This is a genomic window from Bacillus sp. MYb209 (assembly GCF_002975175.1).
Lineage (GTDB): Bacteria > Bacillota > Bacilli > Bacillales > Bacillaceae_G > Bacillus_A.
In genome coordinates this window covers 100435-119032 of sequence record NZ_PCNZ01000006.1, presented here as the reverse complement: position 1 = coordinate 119032, position 18598 = coordinate 100435, and the positions used below count along the sequence as shown (strand labels likewise).

General features: G+C 35.7%; 20 protein-coding genes and 1 riboswitch. Of the genes, 11 read left to right on the top strand and 9 right to left on the bottom strand.

Annotated features, from left to right (window positions below; all coding sequences use genetic code 11):
- Positions 1 to 2: 2 nt before the first annotated feature.
- Positions 3 to 914, bottom strand: a complete 912-nt coding sequence (locus CQZ94_RS13355; protein ID WP_105585779.1) for a DMT family transporter — start codon at positions 912 to 914, stop codon at positions 3 to 5.
- 205 nt (positions 915 to 1119) lie between these two features.
- Here CQZ94_RS13355 and CQZ94_RS13350 point away from each other — a divergent pair, with 205 nt between their 5' ends.
- Together CQZ94_RS13350 and CQZ94_RS13345 are read left to right on the top strand one after the other, a co-directional pair.
- Entirely contained in the window at positions 1120 to 1614 is a 495-nt protein-coding gene (locus CQZ94_RS13350; RefSeq protein WP_105585778.1) for an Lrp/AsnC family transcriptional regulator, read from the top strand.
- 137 nt (positions 1615 to 1751) lie between these two features.
- Positions 1752 to 2207: an N-acetyltransferase gene (locus tag CQZ94_RS13345; protein ID WP_105585777.1), complete on the top strand. Its 456-nt coding sequence runs from the start codon at positions 1752 to 1754 to the stop codon at positions 2205 to 2207.
- Between the two features lie 75 nt (positions 2208 to 2282).
- Here CQZ94_RS13345 and CQZ94_RS13340 read toward each other — a convergent pair whose 3' ends face one another.
- The gene (locus CQZ94_RS13340) at positions 2283 to 3053 is read right to left on the bottom strand and encodes an SDR family NAD(P)-dependent oxidoreductase (RefSeq protein ID WP_105585776.1); all 771 of its coding nucleotides are present in this window, start codon (positions 3051 to 3053) and stop codon (positions 2283 to 2285) included.
- A 293-nt stretch (positions 3054 to 3346) separates the two neighbouring features.
- On the opposite strand from CQZ94_RS13340, the gene CQZ94_RS13335 reads away from it, so the two are divergent.
- From CQZ94_RS13335 to CQZ94_RS13315, 5 genes are all read left to right on the top strand, one after another.
- Positions 3347 to 3706 (top strand): MerR family transcriptional regulator, encoded by a 360-nt coding sequence (locus CQZ94_RS13335; RefSeq protein ID WP_105585775.1) that lies wholly within the window; start codon positions 3347 to 3349, stop codon positions 3704 to 3706.
- A 469-nt stretch (positions 3707 to 4175) separates the two neighbouring features.
- Complete coding sequence (locus CQZ94_RS13330) at positions 4176 to 4532, top strand: DMT family transporter (RefSeq protein ID WP_105585774.1); 357 nt, start codon at positions 4176 to 4178, stop codon at positions 4530 to 4532.
- A gap of 2 nt (positions 4533 to 4534) precedes the next feature.
- Positions 4535 to 4849 (top strand): DMT family transporter, encoded by a 315-nt coding sequence (locus CQZ94_RS13325; protein ID WP_105585773.1) that lies wholly within the window; start codon positions 4535 to 4537, stop codon positions 4847 to 4849.
- A gap of 138 nt (positions 4850 to 4987) precedes the next feature.
- Positions 4988 to 5566, top strand: a complete 579-nt coding sequence (locus CQZ94_RS13320) for a TetR/AcrR family transcriptional regulator (RefSeq protein ID WP_105585772.1) — start codon at positions 4988 to 4990, stop codon at positions 5564 to 5566.
- A 217-nt stretch (positions 5567 to 5783) separates the two neighbouring features.
- Entirely contained in the window at positions 5784 to 6986 is a 1203-nt protein-coding gene (locus tag CQZ94_RS13315; RefSeq protein WP_105585771.1) for an MFS transporter, read from the top strand.
- Positions 6987 to 7019: 33 nt separating this feature from the next.
- Here the strand turns inward: CQZ94_RS13315 and CQZ94_RS13310 are convergent, their stop codons facing one another.
- Positions 7020 to 7358 carry a winged helix-turn-helix transcriptional regulator gene (locus CQZ94_RS13310; protein ID WP_002114903.1) on the bottom strand — a complete coding sequence of 113 codons (339 nt, stop codon included), beginning with the start codon at positions 7356 to 7358 and terminating at the stop codon, positions 7020 to 7022.
- Positions 7359 to 7527: 169 nt separating this feature from the next.
- Here CQZ94_RS13310 and CQZ94_RS13305 point away from each other — a divergent pair, with 169 nt between their 5' ends.
- Entirely contained in the window at positions 7528 to 8067 is a 540-nt protein-coding gene (locus CQZ94_RS13305) for an ester cyclase (RefSeq protein ID WP_142395837.1), read from the top strand.
- 23 nt (positions 8068 to 8090) lie between these two features.
- Entirely contained in the window at positions 8091 to 8639 is a 549-nt protein-coding gene (locus CQZ94_RS13300; RefSeq protein WP_105585769.1) for an NAD(P)H-dependent oxidoreductase, read from the top strand.
- A 296-nt stretch (positions 8640 to 8935) separates the two neighbouring features.
- On the opposite strand, the gene CQZ94_RS13295 is transcribed toward CQZ94_RS13300, so the two are convergent.
- Both CQZ94_RS13295 and CQZ94_RS13290 read right to left on the bottom strand, forming a co-directional pair.
- Positions 8936 to 9454 (bottom strand): general stress protein, encoded by a 519-nt coding sequence (locus CQZ94_RS13295; protein WP_105585768.1) that lies wholly within the window; start codon positions 9452 to 9454, stop codon positions 8936 to 8938.
- Between the two features lie 30 nt (positions 9455 to 9484).
- Positions 9485 to 11224: an SgrR family transcriptional regulator gene (locus CQZ94_RS13290; protein WP_105585767.1), complete on the bottom strand. Its 1740-nt coding sequence runs from the start codon at positions 11222 to 11224 to the stop codon at positions 9485 to 9487.
- 261 nt (positions 11225 to 11485) lie between these two features.
- Here CQZ94_RS13290 and CQZ94_RS13280 point away from each other — a divergent pair, with 261 nt between their 5' ends.
- Positions 11486 to 12748 (top strand): MDR family MFS transporter, encoded by a 1263-nt coding sequence (locus CQZ94_RS13280; protein WP_105585766.1) that lies wholly within the window; start codon positions 11486 to 11488, stop codon positions 12746 to 12748.
- 52 nt (positions 12749 to 12800) lie between these two features.
- Here the strand turns inward: CQZ94_RS13280 and CQZ94_RS13275 are convergent, their stop codons facing one another.
- Positions 12801 to 13004, bottom strand: coding sequence for a hypothetical protein (locus CQZ94_RS13275; protein ID WP_105585765.1), 204 nt, complete (start codon positions 13002 to 13004; stop codon positions 12801 to 12803).
- Between the two features lie 538 nt (positions 13005 to 13542).
- Here CQZ94_RS13275 and CQZ94_RS31220 point away from each other — a divergent pair.
- A complete protein-coding gene (locus CQZ94_RS31220) occupies positions 13543 to 13707 on the top strand; it encodes a hypothetical protein (RefSeq protein ID WP_181149497.1) in 165 nt (54 codons plus the stop codon).
- 197 nt (positions 13708 to 13904) lie between these two features.
- Here CQZ94_RS31220 and CQZ94_RS13270 read toward each other — a convergent pair whose 3' ends face one another.
- The 3 genes from CQZ94_RS13270 to gapN all read right to left on the bottom strand — a co-directional run bounded on the left by CQZ94_RS13270 (position 13905) and on the right by gapN (position 18565).
- A complete protein-coding gene (locus CQZ94_RS13270) occupies positions 13905 to 15104 on the bottom strand; it encodes an ABC transporter permease (protein ID WP_105585764.1) in 1200 nt (399 codons plus the stop codon).
- Positions 15105 to 15164: 60 nt separating this feature from the next.
- On the bottom strand, positions 15165 to 16589 hold the full coding sequence (locus CQZ94_RS13265; protein WP_002201634.1) for an amino acid permease: 1425 nt from the start codon (positions 16587 to 16589) through the stop codon (positions 15165 to 15167).
- A 146-nt stretch (positions 16590 to 16735) separates the two neighbouring features.
- Positions 16736 to 16917, bottom strand: a riboswitch (Lysine riboswitch).
- Positions 16918 to 17125: 208 nt separating this feature from the next.
- Complete coding sequence (gene gapN, locus CQZ94_RS13260) at positions 17126 to 18565, bottom strand: NADP-dependent glyceraldehyde-3-phosphate dehydrogenase (RefSeq protein ID WP_105585763.1); 1440 nt, start codon at positions 18563 to 18565, stop codon at positions 17126 to 17128.
- Positions 18566 to 18598 lie beyond the last annotated feature (33 nt).

Genomic DNA, 18598 nt, shown 5'->3' with positions numbered 1-18598 from the left:
CATTAAGAATGCTTTCGCACTAAAGCTCCAGTTGGCTGCGAAGCAACGGTTTTAAAATGAGAAAATAAATAACATCCTGTCACGACGATAATTGTCCCGAAAATTTGAATCCATGTTAGTTCTTCTCCGAGGAAAATAAAGGCTAGGATAGCTGTAAAAATCGGATTGAAATTTAGAAAAATACCCGATGTAGTAGCTCCTAATTTCTGTACACCAATGTTCCAAAATACCATACAAAGGACCGTTGAAATCAATCCTGTATATAAAAGTGATGTTATGAAGGAAGAATTAATATTGGAAACAGTGAAGTTGCCTATGTTAAATGGAAGCAATAAAATGACGCCAAAAATGCCAGAATATAACGTCGCCATTAGTGGTGTAACTGTTTTTGTCGCCCATTTACTACAAACAGAATAAATGCCCCAAATACAAACAGCCGCAATCATCCATAAATCGCCGCTATTAAAATGTAGTGAAAACAATAGAGCGAAATTTCCTTTCAAAAGAACAAGGATGACCCCGGAAAATGAAAGAATCATAGAAAGAATTTGAAGTGTATTTACTTTTTCTTTTAGAAATAACACAGAAAATAATGCAATCGAAATAGCGTTCAATGTAGAAATAAGACCTACATTCGTTGCGGATGTTTTTTCTAGTGCTAAAAATTGAAAAATGTTAAAAAGAACGACTCCTGAAATTCCCATAAGTATTAACGGAAGTATTGCAGAGCGTGGTGGAATGATTTTCTTCTCTTTAAACCATACCATTGGTAATAAACAAATGATCGCAATTATCCATCTTAAACTTGTCAGTGTCATCGGAGATGCATGATCGACGAGTGATTTCCCAACAACAAAATTTCCTCCCCATAATAAGCTCGTTAATAATAATAAAAAGACATAAAAATAAGGCATGCTAAAAACCCCTTTTTTGAAATAAGAATGAATTGTAAATAATTTTAGCATTTTTCTTTATTATCTAATATATTCTTTTGTATAATGGTTAAAACTCGATAAAATGTTTTGTTAGAAATCTTATTCGAAGAAAAATATTCAGTTTTATATAAGTTATGGGATGTTTCTTCGAATAATCATCGGTAAGAAAAAAGGAGGAATTTTGATGGAGTCATCTGTTATTAAAGTGCTTGATAATTTGGATGTGAAAATTTTAGATATATTGCAGAAAGAGTCACAAGTAAGTAATGCAGAGTTAGCACGCCGCGTTAATTTATCACCAGCTGCGATGCATGCAAGAATAAAAAGATTAGACGGGGAAGGATTCATTGATAAGCAAGTAGCAATTTTAAATCAAGAAAAGCTAGGTTTTGATTTACTTTGCTTTATTTTTATGAGCACGAATATTCATCAGTATGAAAAGCTTGAAGTGTTAGAACGAGAATTAGAATCTATGCCTGAAGTGTTAGAATGTCACTGTTTAACAGGAGAGTATGATTATTTATTAAAAGTTGCAAATCGTGATCGTAAGGAACTGGAGCATTTTATTAGAAAGCTGAATAAGCTTGGTATTACACGTATACAGACGAGTTTAGCACTGCGTGAAATTAAATATTCGACGGTATTGCCGATACGAAATGAGGAACTAAGCATTGATTAGATTGCTTGGTTTTTGTTTGTGAAAAATTCAGAAAAGTGATTGACGGAGAGAAAAGAGAGATGTATTATTATATGAAATTATGTATTAATATTCATTTAGTCTTATAAATATTATGGTGCTAGGTAAGGGGATATAATATGGAAATCTTTAATGCGGTTACAAGTGATGTGAAAGAAATTTATAATCTCATTGAAATGTATGCAAAAGAGGGAGTTGTTTTACCGCGGTCTATTCTGTCTCTCTATCAATATTTACAATGTTTACACGTTGTGAAAGAAGACGGGAAAATTGTTGGAGTTGCTGGATTGCATGTATTAGGAGAAGACCTTGCAGAAATACGATCGCTAGTAGTTTCGCATACATATGCAGGAAAAGGGATAGGGCGTATGCTCGTAAATCATGTGATGGAGGAAGCTACGAAAATAAATGTAAAAAGAGTGATTTCCTTAACGTATGAAACAGTATTTTTTCAAAAGTGTGGATTTGATTTTGTAAATAAAGAAGCATTGCCAGAGAAAGTATGGATTGATTGTAGACATTGTCCAAAGGTTGATTATTGTGATGAGGTGGCGATGGTTCGGTATGTTGGATGAAATTTTAGAGAAAAATCACCCACTATTATTCAAATAATAGTGGGCATCTATATTTTAATACAAAATGAGATGGTATTAGGAATTTGAATTCGTTTTTCTCACGGCAAAATTATAAAGTGGATCTCTAAGTTCATAGTTATACGTAGAACCATCGATAAGTCCTACAACTTTATCGTTATCATAAAGGTCGAGCATAAATTGTGCCATTTGTTTTGCAGTATGAAATTTCGGTACAACACCATCATATTGAAACTCATCAATATTAAATGAACGCTGTGCAAATTCTGTTTCAGTTGCACCAGGAGCTAAAACTTTTGCTTGTAGTTTTGCACCTTGTTCTTTCAGTTCGTGAGATAGTCCTTCTGTAAATGCACTTACATAAAATTTCGTAGCACAGTACGTAACAGCATTGGCAACAATCGTGTATCCACCGCCTGATGAAACGTTAATAAGCTGTGTTCCTTCGGTCATTGAATAATCTCGAACGAAAAGGGAAGATAGTATTGTTAGTGCTTCTATATTTACATGCAACATCGTTTCTATCTTGTTTAAATTTTGTTCAGCAATTGAGGCGAAATTACCAAAACCTGCGTTGTTAATCCACGTTTCAATTTGAAAACTTTGTAGACTTTCATAAAATTTATAAACTTCTTCAGTGACGGATAAATCAGTTCTTCGAATGACAACATCCAATTCCGGATTCATTTCGTTAATTTTCAATTTCAATTCTTCTAATTCTGCTTGTCTTCGAGCTACAAGTATTAAGTTTTTTCCGCGAGATGCAAAGGCTAAAGCTGATTCATAGCCAATTCCTGAACTAGCACCAGTAATAACAGTATATTTCATATAAAAGCCTCCTAAATTCAAATTAATTTATTATGGTTAGATTGTATTTGTTAGAGTATACTCTAAGTCAAATGTTTTTTATAAAGTGAAACTTTAATCAGTGGGGGGGGTGTTCATCCCCCACTGATTATTAGCCCTCACCAATCGGGCGTTTACGGGCAGTTGATCTCCCACCTTGCTTCTTTGCTCCAGCCGAATTTTGAGGTGGGAGTTTTACTGCTCGTTAATGCGGGATAATTTGGATAAGGCAGTAAAATATATGAGAGTAAATGGCGTGCGGAGGGAGTATGATTATGTACACAATTAGCGAGGTAGCTAAATTATTAGGAGTGAGCACACATACATTACGTTATTATGAAAAGGAGAATATATTAATTGCAAATCGCGATGCAAATGGGAATAGATTGTATGAAGAGTCACATATAAAGTGGTTGCAGTTTGTAATGAAATTAAAACAAACACAAATGCCGATAGCAAAAATAAGAGAATACGCTAGATTATATACTGAAGGTGAGCATACAACCGAAGCTCGGTTACAACTTTTAGAAGATCATAAAAAATCTATTCAAACTCAAAGAGAAAACTTAGAAGTTACAGAGAATATGCTTGAAAATAAAATTATTGCATACAAAGCCTCGTTGGAAAATAAATAGATTAAAAAATCCTCCGTTTCTTATTACGTGATGAAAAATGGATTTGATCTATGAGTATTTCATCATAGTGTGCGGACAAATTAAAAAGAGCAGCTAGCAAAAGCTAACTGCTCTTTTTAAGGGATCTCTCCAAGGGGGAATGGAGAAAATATTTTGTTACTACCATTATTGCCAGATTATTAAGAAATATACATGTGGATTTAAGAAATTTAAAATATTTTTGGGTTAATAGAATCCGGGTGTTGACACTTTATCAATTGGTCATGTAGAATATTTATGAATGACATTCAGTCATTTTTTTCTGTGGAAGGGTGTAGATAAGCAACTTTTATATGTAGTTAGCTTAATAACGGAACAAATATAAGGATAAATGAGGATGATATTGTTTTTTAAAATAGTAGTTAGCGTGAGATTATATTTTTTGAATTAAAAATGACTGACGGTCAGTCAGTAACAAAAGGTGAGAGATATGAAAAATAAAGCTTGGTTATATGTCATATTAACATGTATTTTTGAAGTCTTTTGGGTGTTTGGTTTTAATACAGCTCATACTTGGTGGCATTGGGCCATTATTGTAGGAGTTATCGCTGTTGATTTTCATTTTCTTTCTAAAGCGTGCGAACATCTTGCAACAGGGACTGTATATGCTGTGTTTGCCGGAGCTGGTACGGTAGGTACTTTCCTAATGGATGTATTCCTTTTCGGCGGCAGTTTCAGTGTAGGAAAACTATTCTTTATCGTGATGGTCGTAGCGGGCGTTATCGGTTTAAAATTGGCTGATAATAAAGAAGAAACTGTGGAAGAAACTATGGAAGGAGCTGCTTAAAAATGGGTTGGATTTTCGTATTTTGTGCTGCAATTAGTGAAATAGTCGGTGTGATAGGCCTTAAAATGTATAGTAAAGATAAGACGTTAGCAAATGGAACGATTTATATAGGTGGATTTGCAACTTCCTTCGCATTTTTATACACATCTTTCTTGTTCTTACAAGTAAGTGTGGCTTATGCGGTTTGGATTGGCATTGGGACTGCAGGAGCAGTGTTATTAAACATGTTCCTGTTTGGAGAATCGAAAAGTAAAGCTCGTATTATTAGTGTAGCTCTTATCGTATGTGGAGTGACGGGATTAAAGGCTCTTTCATAAGAAAATGATATTAAAGTTGAATCTCCTAACGATTTGTTGGGAGATTTTTATTATGAAAAGTGCACTATAATTGACAGTACAGCTAGTTATTTTATAAAATGAGTGACAGTCATTCAATACGCGTGTGAAAGGGTTTAGATGATGAATAAAAAAGAAAAAATTGTCTATGCAGCTATTGAAGTATTTCAGGAAAAGGGCGTTGAAAAAACGAAGATTTCTGATATCGTGAAATTGGCTGGCATTGCGCAAGGAACTTTCTATTTATATTTTCCTTCTAAGTTATCTGTTATGCCTGCAATAGCAGAAGTGATGGTTGAGAAGATGATACTTGCAGTGAAAGAAAAAGTACAGAACGATGCACCTTTTTCAAGTAAAGTTGAGCAGGTAATAGATGCAGTGTTTAACTTTATAGCTGAATATCGTGAAATACAAGCATTAATGTATGCGGGCCTTGCATCTACTGAACATATAAAAGAATGGGAAGCTGTATATGAGCCTCTTTATATATGGCTAAGTGAATTTTTAAGTGCTGCAAAAGAAGATGGTGAAATTCGCGATTCGGTTCACGCAGAAAGAACAGCAAAGTTATTTATCGCTCTTGTTGAATCAGCAGCGGAACAAGTTTATTTATATGATCATAAAGATGATGAGCAAGTCGAGCTACAAAAGGCAGAAGTACTAGATTTTTTAACACATGCACTACATATAAAAATATAAACAGTTAGGTGAACCTGTCTGAAAAAGGTAGGTTCATTTCTGTGAAAAAGTGAATGATAATCATTCACTTTGTACTTATGCATGTGTTGAAGGATAGAGTGAAACTTTTAATGAGTGGGGACATCTTCACTCATTATGAGCCCACGAATGGCGGGATGAAGAGAAAGCTTCTTGGGCATTATTTTTGAGAGGAACTTACGGGAAGAGGTGTTAAAAATTGAAGAAACCGATAAAAGAACAAAAGATGGTATTGATCATTCTTTTGAGTAATATATTTATCGCTTTTTTAGGGATTGGATTAATCATTCCGGTTATGCCATCCTTTATGAATGATATGAATTTAACAGGAAAGACGATGGGCTATCTAGTTGCAGTATTTGCAATGGCTCAGCTTATTACTTCACCTATTACGGGTCGTTGGGTCGATCTTTACGGTAGGAAGAAAATGATAATCATTGGATTATTTATTTTTGGTGTTTCAGAGCTTCTTTTTGGATTAGGAAAAGATGTGTGGATGCTTTATGCAGCGAGGGTGTTAGGCGGAATTAGTGCTGCGTTTATTATGCCGGGTGTTACGGCATATGTTGCTGATATTACCTCTATTCAAGAACGTCCAAAGGCGATGGGATATCTTTCAGCGGCTATTAGTACCGGATTTATTATAGGGCCTGGAATCGGCGGGTTTATTGCAGAATATGGTATACGTGTACCGTTCTTTGTAGCGGCAGTTATTGCCTTTATAGCGTGTGTGATTTCCGTCTTTATTTTGAAAGAGCCGTTAACGAAAGAGGAGCTTGCAGAGATTGCTACTAATACGAAAGAATCGAGTTTTATCGGAGATTTAAAGAAATCTTTAAATCCAATGTACGCTATAGCATTTATCATCGTATTTGTACTCGCTTTCGGTTTATCGGCATATGAAACTGTGTTTAGTCTGTTTTCTGATCATAAATTTGGTTTCACACCGAAAGATATTGCTGCAATTATTACGATTAGCTCAATTTTTGGAGTAGTTGTACAAGTATTTATGTTTGGGAAATTGGTAGACATATTAGGTGAGAAAGTGTTAATTCAATTATGTTTAATTGTAGGAGCTGTGTTAGCGTTTGTTTCAACTATCGTCTTTAATTATTGGAGCGTGCTTCTTGTTACTTGTTTTATTTTCCTAGCATTTGACTTACTTCGTCCAGCTTTAACGACGTTTTTATCAAAAGCAGCTGGGAAAGAGCAAGGGTTTGTTGCTGGTATGAACTCAACGTATACGAGTTTAGGAAATATCGCAGGACCAGCGATGGGCGGAATATTATTTGATATAAATATTCATTATCCATATGCTTTCTCAGGTGTTGTTTTAATAGTTGGCCTCGGCATTACATTTATGTGGAGAGAGAAACAGTTAGCTGAAAGTTTCGCGAAGTAATAAAACCCCTTACCATTGTAAGGGGTTTTTGTTTTACAAACTTAATCCAAACCGCTTTAATTCAATAAATATCCCCTCTAATTGCTTTCCTTTATCCGTTAATGTGTACTCTACACGAGGCGGAACTTCTGGATACACTTTTCTCGTTATTATGCCTTGTGCTTCTAATTCTTTTAGTCGAAGTGATAATGTTTTCGGACTAATCCCGTCCATTGATTTTTGTAAATCACTAAAACGTAATGTTCCTTCGATAAGAAGGTCGCGAATGATTAAAAATGTCCATTTTGTACTAATTACGTCAAGAGTTTTAGCGATAGGACATGGGATGCCAGGTAAACCTTTCGTTAATATAACTGGATCTATATTGGTCATGGAAATAGCCTCCATAAAAATTTTTTGAATGAATTTGCTTTATAGTATCACAAAACTATCTTTTTGGTAACTATATGAAAAAAATATCACTACTTCCATAAAGGAAGTTAATGCATATACAATAGCAATACGAAATACAAAGGGTTTGTATGAGGAGGAGGTGATTTCCATAGGTATGAAAAGGTTATTTGCGTTACTTAGTTTTTTTGTCATTTGTATTGTGCTTGTAGCGTGTAGTGGGGAACAAAAAACCGAAATCCAATTATTGAAGGAAATGCCGAAGCCAAAAACAATGACAATCGATCCTTCGCTAAGAAAAAAAGAAGCGACAGAAATGGTTCATGCAGCCCAGCGCTTTTATGCATTTTGGGATACAGGTAGAGAGGAACTTATTCCGCAGACGGTTACTGAAAATTTTTTCGATAACACACTGCCGAAAGGTCGACCACAAGGCACTGAAGGATTAAAGCTTGCGGCGCGAAACTTTCGTAAAGTAGTTCCAGACATACATTGTGAAGTTGAAGATTTATTAGTGGTTGGTGATAAAGTAACAGCTCGTCTTTCTTTTACAGGAACTCATAATGATAAAAAAATTAGTTTTTTTGCAATTGATATTTTGCATGTGAAAGACGGAAAGATAATGGAAGATTGGCATTTAGAAGATAATCTTACGCTGAAGCAGCAACTGGGCTTAATAGCTGAAGAGTAGATCATATAGGGGAGAGAAAAGCGATGGGAAATATTTTTATTATAAATGGACATGAAAAATACGGTACGAAAGAAGGACGATTAAATAGGACGTTAGTTGATTATATGGTAACTGTATTAAGCGAGAATCATCATGTGAAAACAATAACGATTCAAGATGGATACAATATTAAAGAAGAACAAGATAAGTTTTTATGGGCCGATGTTGTAATTTATCAAACACCAATTTACTGGTTTAGTGTTCCTGGATTATTTAAAACGTATATGGATGAAGTATATAAATATGGCTTGTTCTTTAAAGGTGCGGATGAATATGGAACAGGTGGTTTACTAAAAGAGAAGCAGTATATGTTTTCTACAACTTGGAACGCACCTGAAAAAGCATTCGGAGATAAGACGAAGTTCTTTGAAGGAGAAAGTTTAGAATCAGCGCTTAGTCATTTACATCGTGTGCAGAAGTTTCTCGGTATGAGCCCGCTAAAGAGTTTTGCTTGCTATGATGTGGTGAAGAATCCGGATATTGAGCAGTATTTATTGAACTTGAAAGATCATTTGGATGAAGTAATTAAATAATAGTTTGCATCTCTATGCGTAGAGGGTTCATCTTTAAACATGTAAAAGAAGGTACTACTAGGGATGTAGTACCTTCTCTTGCATTCATAAAAATTACTTAATTCTTATTGGCTTAAAGTCTTCATAAGTGAAATCTAATATTTTATCCCGCTATTTGTGGGCAGTAAAACTCCCACCTCAAAATTCGGCTGGAGCAAAGAGGTTAGGTGGGAGTCGGGCTGCCCGTAAACGCCCGATTGGTGAAGGCTAATAATCAGTGGGGGATGAAGAAAATCCCCACTGATTATAGTTTCACTTTATGAAATACGTTGAAAATCTTTACTCATACAGGACTGTTTTAGTTTTTTTGATTTTATCAAATATTTAATATCAGAGGTGTTATCATATGAAAGCTGAATATGATAATAGTTAATATACTCAAATAATGCAAAAATATAAATAAATAGGGCGAATGATAGCCCGCCTAAAGGTAAATGGGGATACCAAATTAAAAAATCAATAATAAACATACCAAGTCCTGTGATAATCAATCCTATATTTATCTTTTTTAGTCTTTTTAAATATTGAATGATCCAAATAGGCGTAACAGATGTTTTTTCTTTTTTTAGTCTTTTCCACTTTACATACCAGTAAACCGTTCCTTGTAGTAAGAGAAACTCTAAAAGAAGAAATGAGACCCAAAAAGAATATAGGGAATATAAATATAATGTAGGATAAGCATAATTAATTAAGTAACTTGTAAAAATAAAAGTAATGACTGAAAATAACTCACCTGTGTATAAATAGGAAAGCCTTCTTTCTATGTTTCTTCTCATAGTTCTTCTCCTTTTATCTCCCATTACATTTTAATGCGGGGATGGCTGTATCCATAACTTCGCAAAATTTGCCCAACCGAATGAATCAATTGTTACGTTTTTTAAAGAAGAAGGATATGTTTTTCTTTTTAAAACGTGATAGTTAAATAAAATGATGTGTTCGGCTTGTAAAAACTCTTCAATTTCATACATGAGCTCATAGCGCTTTTCTTTATTTTCTTCTAATAAAAATGTATCTAGCAAACAATTAATTTGTTTTTCATAGTGCGGATCCATGAATCGACTTATAAAACAACTTTTATTTTTAAATACATTTAAGAATGCAATTTCATGCTCGGCGGCAAACACTTCTCCCGTTAAAATGATATCGGCATGTTTATCAATAGAACAGTCCATATAATCTGAAACAAGAAATGGATGAAGCTCTACTTGTATGCCTAAACGGTTGCAACGTTTCTTTAGGAAGACTGCGTCATTTGCACTATCTTTAAATGCGAAGAAGTAAATATGTATCGTTTCTCCATTGTATGTGCTCTTTTTTAAATACTCTTTTGCCTTTTCTAAAGAATAGGATCTTCCCTGAGCTTGGCGGCTTCTTTCAGGGAAAAAGCTTGATGCAGCAATTGTTCGTCTTCCTTCTATGTTACGAAGTATTGTTTCAACATCATATATTTCTCTCCAAGCTTTACGAAAGTAAATATCGTGATGGGGACCGGTTTTCTTAAAGTTGAAGCCAGCATAAATGCAACCTATTTCTTCTATTTGTATATCGTGTCTTTCGTTTTCCTTTTCATTTGGTAGTTCATAATCAGAATCTATTTTCACGTGGTCTGGAATACGCCAAAACTCAATACGGTCTAGTAGAGCTCGCTCTTTAAAATAATGGGTGAAAGCTTCAAGTATGATATTGTCTTCAGAGTAATGAGCAAGTTTAAAAGGTCCCGTTCCTATGTAGTGATGATTTTGGATACTCGCATCATGTGGTAAAATCGCGAGTTGCATGGAACTCATATAATGTAAGAAAAAAACGTTGGGTTTTGCTAAATGAAATCGTACTTGTAGTGGTGACGGTGTTTCAATTTGGACAATTTCTTCTGTTAACCATGCGTAAGGAGAATGAACTTGCTGCAATCTTTCAAATGAAAATTGAACATCTTTAGAAGTTAAAAGAGTTTCATTATGAAAATGTATATCTTTTCGTAAATAAAACGTCCACGTAAGTTGATCCTGACTTAATTCCCACGTATGAGCAATGTGCGGTTCCATTTTTTCTGTAATATCGTTATAAATGACTAATGTATCAAAAATTTGGCTAATAAGATGACCCTCTGTTGTTACAGCCGTAAAAGCCGGGTCTAATGGAAATATCTTTCTTGATATAGGGATCTTTAATATGTCATACATATCACTTGAAGGTTCATAGCCGAAATGATGAAGTAGTTTATTTTCTATCTTTTTTTGAAGTGCAAGAGGAAGGGGCTCTTTTAAAAGAAGAAAGACATCTTTTAATTTTTCTTGCGCTAACAGTTCATCTGTATAGGATTCAATTGCTTCTACGAAACTATGTACAAATATAATTTCAGTTTTATTCCCGCGGCCTCGCCCTGGAGTCCAGCGAATTAATTGCTCCTCACTCATTTTCTTTAATAAAATTTTAACGTTTTTCGTACTGCAATATAAAATATCTGCTAATTCTTGTAAGCTATTTCGCATATGTTGCTGATCTTGTGAATGTAACCTTAAACGAATGTAATAGTCCATAATCTTCATACGTGTACACTTCCTTCTTTATAAAGTGAAGCTTTAATCAGTGGGGGTTTTCTTCATCCCCCACTGATTATTAGCCTTCACCAATCGGGCTTTTACGGGCAGCCCGACCCCCGCCTAACTTCTTTGCTTTCGCTGAATTTTGAGGTAGGGGTCTTACTGCCCGCAAATAGCGGGATAAAAGGGGAAACTCTTTAGAATATTCTAACCTTTTTCTTCCTCTTTTTCAAAGTAAAATGAGTAAGCATAAGGAGGGGGAAAACGATGGGGTTTTGGAGTATGCATCGAAATATAAAAATTAGAATTATAACATCATTTTTAACAAGAGCTGTATCAACGATGATTTTTCCATTTATGGCAATTTATTTTTCAATAAAGTTAGGTAGTGCGGTTGCTGGTGCTTTACTACTAATTAATGTAATAGCTTCATTAATAATTGGTTTATACGGTGGGTATGTTGGAGATCGACTCGGTCGTAAAAAGGTGATGATTATCGGCCAAAGTATACAAGTCATTTCCATTGCTTGTATGGGAATTGCGAACTCAGACTATGTAGATTCACCGTGGTTAACGTTTTTGTTTATGCTCGTGAACAGTTTAGGATCTGGACTTATGAATCCAGCGACCGAGGCGATGTTAATAGATGTGAGTACACCTGAAAATCGAAAGGTGATGTACAGCATTAACTACTGGGCTATTAACTTATCGATTGCGATTGGAGCAATATTTGGCGGATTACTATTTGAAAACTATCGCTTACAATTGTTTATCGTATTAACGACTGTTGCGATCATTACTTTATATGTGATGGCTGTATATATGGAAGAAGTGTATGTTTCTCGAAAAACAGTAGAGAAGAAAAATGTATTAAAAGATATGGCGGATAGTTATAAAGTTGTGATGAAAGACCGAGCGTTTTTAATTTTTTGTGCAGCAAGTATATGTACATTATCGTTAGAATTTCAAATTAATAATTATTTAGGGGTACGTTTACAGAAGGAATTTGAAACGATTCACTTTTTCTTTGGAAATGGTTTTACGTTTGATTTAACAGGTATTCGAATGCTGAGCTGGATATCTACAGAGAATACAATTTTAATTGTATTATTTTCGGCGCTTGTTATTAAAATGTTGAAGAGCTTCAACGATTTAAAGATCTTATATGTAGGCTTATTTATTTATACAATTGGATTTACCATACTTGGAACGAGCAATAGCTTATGGATTTTATTAATTGCGGGGCTTTTCCAAACAGCAGGAGAGATGATGTATGTACCGGTTCGCCAATCTATTATGGCGGATATGGTGCCAAATGAGGCGAGAGGTTCATATATGGCGATTAACGGAATGGTCTTTCAAATGGCGAAAATGAACGGTGCATTAGGGATTATGTTAGGTTCATTTATTGCCTCTTGGGGAATGAGTGCGCTGTATTTTATCGTTGGTATGAGCAGTATTTTATTATTTATGAAGGCGATCGGAAAAGAGAAGTATGAGGATGAGAAAGGAGTTTCTCAGATTGGATAAAGTTATCTAAAAAGCGAACCGGTTATGCTGGGACTCGCTTTTTAGATAGCTTCTAAAACGGATCAATTTCAGCTAAATTTGGAGTGGCAATTGGATTTGTTAATAAGTTTTTCAGCTCACCTACTTCTGAGAGAGCGACAAGGATATAATCACTAATAAGGACGATGAGTCCAATGACCCGTAATGTTTGCAATTTAATGTCACGGCTATTTTCTTCTGAGTTGTTTTGGGGCGTTGAAGGCGGATTGTTGTTCATAATAGAGCTCCCATCTTTTTTATTTATCCCGCTATTTGCGGGCAGTAAGACTCCCACCTCAAAATTCGGCGAATGCGAGGAAGTTAGGTGGGAGATAACTGCCCGATTGGTGAAGGCTAATAATCAGTGGGGGATGGACAAAACCCCCACCGATTAAAGTTTCACTTTATATGTGCGAAATCATTATTTAACTTATGGATAGGAATCGTATAGTCATTTTCACTATATGAGAAATGCCTACGAAAAGTGATAAGAAATTTTAGGGCGAGAAAAGAGGCTGTTGTGCGCAGCCTCTTTTTGATGTGGATTTAAAGTAATATTAAGTTACTTCTAAATTGATGCGATATTTTAAGGGAATTACTTGTAAGTTTAAATATATGTAAATGAGGCTATTTATAATCAATTATTAACATTTTAATAGTGAAGTTTTTTCTATTGGTAGGTTTATATGGACATGATAAAATAAAAGTAACTGTATATTGTGAGGGCGGAAGGTTGCAATCCTTTCTCTAATTTTAGAGAGAAAGGAGGTGACCGAATGGATTCTTTACTTCTTTTATTGCACGATGCTGTAAAAGTATTTTTTACGGTGTTAGCGGCTGCTTGTGCAAATGAGCTAGTCAAAAAAATTAGCAATAAATCTAACAAAAGAACCGCCCCTAAGGCCTGCAAGCGTAAGGGCGGTTCTAAACGAAAGAAATAAATTTTAGCAACCGACCACCTTGCGGTAACAGTTACTGGAAGAGATGTTAGCGCATCTCTTCTTTTATTTTATACGAAATAAAGCGATATAATACTTGTAATCAATTTCTATACTTATAGTATAACAAGCAGATATGAAAAATCAACCGGCACTATATGGCCAAAAAGAAAACATGTTATAGTGAACAGATATTTGAACTATAAAGAAGAAATCCTCTTCTTCGTTTTCGGTACGATAATAAATTTAATCCAGAGCATCCCAATGACTGCAATGATCAAACTATGTAGTAATTGTCCTGTAGCAATGAGTATAACAACTGAAAATACAATGAGTTGAATACTTAGTAATGTGAAAATTAAGCTAAGAAATTGATTCATTCTTTCTTCAGTGGCAATCGGATACAATGCCACGATAATATTTCCCGAAAAATACTTCCACAGCGAACGAAGCTGCATAGAGATCATATATAGGACGCAGTAAGCGATAGCGCCTTTTACGTATATATTCGGTACGAAATATAGGATGAAAGAACCGATTAACCCTAAGCGAATATATATACCGAAATAATCATTCCCACGTAAAAACGATAGTGTATGTAAATAGAAGAAAGTAGCTTGTTTTTTATGTAGTAAAGGTTCGATCCAATTTGTAAGCCATTTTCTGCCGTTTACTTGTTTTTTTAGCTGCGGAACATCGGTGAAGATGCTAGCGAATTGATAAAAGCGTATGTCCATTTTTTCTTCTTGTTCGATTATGTATTCCCACGGTATGCGCTTTGTAGGCTGTTTTTTTGTATATAGAAGTAGGAAGGAAAGAAGTAATAGTAAGCCGCCTAGCACAATAATATTTGCAACAGAAAATAGCATGTAAATGATAAGTGCATTACAAGTAATGCGCACTATAAGCCATATGTTTTTTTCATGACTATCACGCCATATCCAATGTATGTATATGTTCCAGCCCTTTAAAATCATTAAAACGATAAAGATTGTACATAAGAAAGGTACAGTCAATTGTAATGATTGCATAGCAAGCGGTACGATAATAAGGAACGTAAATACAAGCGGGAAAAGCTGAATGATGTAATTATATAGAAGAGATTTTTTGAAATAAGATGTTAATTTCTCTTCTAGTGCTAGTAAATAGACAGCGTCAGGTTTTTGAATAAATGTGCGAACTTGGCATCTCGTTATAATGAGTGTAAGTACGATCGTGATGAGTAATAAAGATATTCCTTTAGAAGGATCCGTTTTAAGAAACTTTGCGTAATAATATGCACCTACACATGAGACGAAGATGAAGCTATATAGCAAACCGTTAATCATACGTGCAAAGTATGTGATGGCATTTTGAATATGTTGTTGAAAGCGAGAGCTCCATAGTGATTCGATTGACATGTTTTTCACCTCTTTTTTCTATTATATATGTTTTATTAAGCAAAAAACGAGCAAATTGCGTTACGCAATTTGCTCGTCTTTCTTTTCGTTATTTTTTTTCTGATCACGATTCATTAATGGATAGAAGGCAAAGCCGATTACGAATAAACCAATTCCGAGAAGGAATGTTTTTATATCGGACGCGCCTGTTTTAATAACCCATAAAGCATAGCAAATTGCAATGACTGCGACCACACCATCTATAATTCTTGCCCGTAACTCATTTTTATAAGTTTCACCAGTTGCGACCAGCTTTAACTGGAAGATTGGTGAAACGAGATATGGAATGAGGTAGGCTAAAGTTGATACTGTAATAACGAATGTATAAGCTTCCGCAATGGTTCCAGATAGTGTTGAGAATAAGAATACTTGCGACATAATGTTTGTTAATCGTAATGAGTAAATTGGACTTCCTTTTTTATTTGTTTTTGTAAAGAAGGAAGGGAAGAAACCTTCTTTGGCTGCTTGATAAGGTACTTCTGAGCTTAATAAAATCCAGCCTAATATTGAACCGAATAGGGAAGTAAGAGCAAGTAATGCCATAAGTTTCCCGCCGCCGTGACCCATTGCAGCGTTTAATGCGTCTGCTAATGGACGTTCAGAAGCTTGTAATTTATCAACGTGAAGTACACCCATTGTTAAAATTGTAATTCCTAAGTAAATTGCAACTGTGATAAGTAATCCTGCAACAGTGGCGCGTTTTACCGTTTTTGGGGAGGTAGCTCGGTTTGATAAAAGAACGGCTGATTCAATCCCGATAAATGCCCAAAGCGTTGTAAGAGCCGCTAAATTTACTTGTGAAAGGAGGCCGTGTGATACGCCTTCTTTATCGATCATTGGTGTGTACCATTGTCCAAACTTTGAAGCTTCGAATGCAAATAAAGTAACGACGATGAATAGAAGGAATCCAGTCACTTTCGTTGTTGTTGCTAAGAAGTTTAGCTTCCCAGCTCCGCTTACACCGTTTGTTAAAATTAAATGTGTGCCCCATAGTAAGACAGAACAAATAGTAAATGTAATTAGTTTTCCAACTTCTATATTGAAAGAGCCAATTGAAAACAATAGACGCGTATCTTTCATAATTGGGAAGAAGAGTGATAAATATCCCGCGAAAGATGTGATAATGGCAACGTTACTTGCCCAATTTGCTACCCAATATCCCCACACCATGCTGAAACCAGCCATTTTTTTCTTTTTTGGTGATGAGAATAAAGCATATGCATGACTTTGTGGTCCTGTCGTTAAATCAGGACGACGAATTGCTAAATTACCGAAAACAAGAGCTAGCATTAAAACACCAAACCCTGTTGTTAACCAAGCTAAAGTGACACCGAGAGGGCTAGCTGTTTGTGCCAACGTACTTGGCACCATGAAAATACCAGCGCCAACCATGTTACCGACAACGAAAGCTGTTAGTACCCAAAAGCCCCATTTTTTTTGTTGCATAGAAAATACCTCCAAAGTTAGTATAACCAAGTCAAGCGAGGAGATATGTATGTCTTCCTGCTAGGGAAGAGAAGTTCCAAACAAAACAAAAAAAGCACGTAATTTGCCGCTACATGCTTTCTATCTTATAAGAAACCCACGACATACCTCTCGATAGCTCTCCACAAACGAAACGTTTGTGACAGTTCTGCACTTATTAAATGCAGACCCAGCAAGCGCGCATGGTGGGCACGTCTTACTTCGGCAACCATTCCTTTCTCATTCATTCATCAATGCCACTACATCTCCTGAAATGATACTCTTAATGATTGCAACCTCTACCTCACCGAGATACGAATGAGGATTTATGTATTAAATTAACATGTTTAAGAGTAACAAATGTATTTTTATACGTCAATGGATATAGTAATAATCAGATTATAGAGAAGAGTTCGTTATTAGGTCCTGTAGGATTTAAGCCGCTTCATAATACACAAGTGTTTCGGAAATTTAAAAAGCAGCTGACCTAAATATTAGATCAGCTGCTGAATATAAGATTAAACTAAGTTTAATACAGTTACTTTTTGACGAGTCATAGACTCAAGGCTCTTACGAATACCTTGTGCGCCCATACCTGAACCTTTTACACCGATGAATGGGAAGTGGTCAGGACCGCGCTCTGTGCGTCCGTTAATTTGAACAGAACCAGTGTCGATTTTGTTAGCAATTGCAAATGCTTTGTTAATGTCTTTCGTGAAGACACTTGCTTGCAAGCCAAACTCTGATTTGTTAGCAATTTCAATCGCTTGTTCGTCAGAAGAAACACGGATGATTGGAAGGATTGGGCCAAATGGCTCTTCCCAAGCAACTTTCATTTCTTCTGTTACGTTGTCGATTAATGTTGGGTAAATTAAGTTACGCTCACGCTTGTTACCGATAACGATTGTTGCACCTTTTTCAGCAGCATCGTCAATTAAACCTTGAACGAAGTCAGCAGATTTGTCGTCGATTAATGGAACGATTGTGCTGTTTTGTTCTGGAGATCCAACTGATAGTTCAGCCACTTGCTCTTTTAATAAGCCAGCTAGTTCGTCTGCTACATTTTCGTGTACAAGTACACGTTTAATAGCTGTACAACGTTGACCTGAGTAAGAGAATGCACCGCTTACGATATGCTTTGCAGCTTCTTGTAAGTCTGCATCTTCACAAACGATACCAGGATCTTTACCACCAAGTTCTAATACAAGTGGAATCATCGCAGCTTTTTTCGCTAAATGTTTACCTGTATTTGTACCACCTGTGAACGATACCATATTTACGCCAGGATGTTCTACTAAGTAGTCACCAATTACAGAACCGCGTCCTGTAGCTACGTTTACAAGACCTTTTGGAAGGCCCGCTTTATGAAGTGCTTCAACCATTTTAATACCGCTAATAGCACCTTGAGTTGCTGGTTTGAAGATAACAGCGTTACCCATAATAAGTGCTGGTGCAAGTTTTGCAGCAGATAAGTTTACTGGGTAGTTAAACGGTGCGATTGCTAATACAACACCAAGTGGTGCGCGTTGGATAATCGCAAGTTTAGATTTAGATCCACCAGGGAAGCTATCACCCATCATGCTTTCACCGTGCATGTGAAGTGCTTCGTCAACTGTGTAACGAATTAAGTCAGCTGTACGAACGACTTCTTTTTGCGCATCTTTATATCCTTTACCGACTTCTTTCATAATGATATCGGCAATTTCATCTTGCATATTTACGAGCTCATCAGCCCATTTATATAAATATTTTGCACGATCTTGTAGAGAAGCTTCAGCCCATGATTTTTGAGCTTCTTTTGCAGATGCAATTGCTTCATCCACTTCTCCGCGAGTAATTGCTTGTACTTGCCCAATTACTTCGTGTAAGTATGGAGATGGAATGTCGATTGTTTGACCAGAAGAGCTTTCTCTCCATTCTCCGTTTAAATAAAATTTGTACGTATTGCTAGTTGTCATGATTAGTCCTCCTAAAATAGCAACTTGTAAGAG